The sequence below is a fragment of the Elusimicrobiota bacterium genome (assembly GCA_040757695.1).
Lineage (GTDB): Bacteria > Elusimicrobiota > UBA8919 > UBA8919 > UBA8919 > JBFLWK01.
In genome coordinates this window covers 1-2303 of the sequence record JBFLWK010000174.1, presented here as the reverse complement: position 1 = coordinate 2303, position 2303 = coordinate 1, and the positions used below count along the sequence as shown (strand labels likewise).

Genomic DNA, 2303 nt, shown 5'->3' with positions numbered 1-2303 from the left:
ACCTTTACAAAAAAGTTATTGCAGGAAGTAACTTCCGCTGGCCTAAAGATATGGTTGGTTCTATTCATAAATATTTTTATCATAGAAATTGGCAAACACATAATAGCGACAATTAGTTAACAAAGCACTATATGAATAAGTTTACGACTTTTTTCGCCCCGAGCTATTATTCCAGTTATTATTCTATCATCAATTCTAAAAGCAATTTGTAAAGGAAGTTCGTTATATATCCTTAAATTAAAATTTTTATACTTCCTAAAATTTGTGTAAATCTTTTTAATACTTTCCCATAGAACCTCTCGATACCCTGGTACATCAGCTACTTTTCCCAATTGTTTTGCTCGGTATTCAGCAATTATAGCTTCCGGATCCATTGTTAAAATTCTTATTTCTGCACCATTATCAATTGCTTTTTTTAACGGATGATTTTCTATATTTTCTAAATTAAAAGGCTCAATATATGCAAACCACTCAAGATTGGTTTCTAATATGTCTACCCTATCTTTAGCAGACGAAATAAGTCTATCGAGATTGACAACTTTTCTGTTATTATAGACATTTATCTTATACACATTCTTTCCAACTTTTCTATGCCCAACATATTCCACAGCTTTTCTAATATAAGGACCCAACTGTTCTCTAATAACTTTTAATATATTTTTACACTCATCTAAACTAGCCGGTGCCTCTTTAACTAAATTATGATTATATTCACAGAAATGTAGTTGACCTGCTAATACAGGTATTTTCTTTTCCTTTAATCGCTGGCTATCAACCATAAATATTATTGGTTTTTCTAAACATTCTGTATAGCCTACTTCCCAAAATACATTTGGGTTATCAGTAAGAACACAAAGTAATACATCTGCATCTTCTATACATTTCATACTGTGTTCTTTCAGTCCAAGATCTTTCAAAGTATAGTCAGCACGATAAATATTTAAGCTAAGTGTTCTTTCTTCATCTTCCACTGGCTTTATCCCTCCTTGATAGAGTTTTGTCCACTCATTATTAGGATTCTTCGGATCTTCACCAAAAGGCATTGCAACAAAAATATTATATTGCTTCATAATACCATACCCCCTTTTTCATATTCAAATTTAGCAAACTCAATTGCATCTAACGGCTGAGCGTATCTGAAGTTCCGAGCGAAGCGAGGAATTTGGGCGAAGTGCCGAAGGCACGAAGCCAGATACGCTTTGTTAGCCGAAGTGCAACTAATCCTATTTTTAATTGCATAAATAACACACTTCTGCGCATCCACGTAGAAATTATCAATCATAAAACCTGCATTCACCAATTCCTTTCTGTATCCTATTTCATTATTAAATCGTGCAGGGACAGGTGGAAGTTTAATTTTCTGATATTGTCCTTTGGTGAATATCTCACGATCTTCAAGAGTCTCTAGGTCAAGGTTAAATTTTTTGATATATTCATCAAAGGTTTTTATTTCTCCTTCAAATACATCTTCTTGATAAATCTCGTGGTAATATGCTTTGCCCCTCTTAACTAATATCCGTGCAATTTCAGATAAGTAATTGCGTCGGTCGTCGTCTACAATCAGCATCTGCAAACATTGATTATCTATACCGACATCGTAAGATTCGTCAGGGATTCCATCCAAATGGGTAATATCTCCCAAAAGGAAATATTTATTGGCATTAATATTACCTATTCTTTCTTTCGCCTTTTTGATCGCAGAAGGCGATAAGTCCACTCCTAAATATTTATAACCCGTTTCGACTAAATATTGAGCAAGATGGCCTTCACCGCATCCAAATTCGATGATTTTAGTATCTTTGGGTAATAACTTATAGCATTCGAGAAATCTATTTAATTTGTCTATCATATCTTTTATTTCGATTGGGTCGTTTGTCCAATATTCAACTCCTTGCGCGTATACTCGCCTGTAACGATCCTCATAGGCGCTATAATATTTTCGTTTTTGTTTCATACTTGTCCCTTAAAGTTGCATTTTGGCTAACGACTTCATAGACGAAATATTTCACTTTTTATCCCATTTGGGGATTATAAACGAAGTACTTCGTTTATCCTTACTATAGACGATAAAAAGAGTTTTGTCAACATAAATATTCATTCCCATTTGGGGAATACAGGTTAAATTCTTCTGTGTTATTCTGTGAAATTCTGTGGCTTTATTCAATTTCCTAGGCGCCAAGATAAGCACTCGCTTACGCTCGTGCTAAAATGCAAATATCAAAAGGTAAAAATCAAAATTGTGGAATTTATTCTTAAGAAAAATATTTTTGTTCCTTAATTTTGATATTTAATTTTTGATTTTT

The 2303-nt window shown here is 33.3% G+C and carries 2 protein-coding genes; both read right to left on the bottom strand.

Features of this window, described 5'->3' with window-relative positions; genetic code table 11:
* Positions 1 to 116: 116 nt before the first annotated feature.
* Positions 117 to 1070, bottom strand: a complete 954-nt coding sequence (locus tag AB1349_13780; protein ID MEW6558396.1) for a hypothetical protein — start codon at positions 1068 to 1070, stop codon at positions 117 to 119.
* Positions 1067 to 1954 carry a class I SAM-dependent methyltransferase gene (locus AB1349_13775; GenBank protein MEW6558395.1) on the bottom strand — a complete coding sequence of 296 codons (888 nt, stop codon included), beginning with the start codon at positions 1952 to 1954 and terminating at the stop codon, positions 1067 to 1069. Before AB1349_13775 ends, AB1349_13780 begins: the two co-directional genes overlap by 4 nt.
* Between the last annotated feature and the right edge of the window lie 349 nt (positions 1955 to 2303).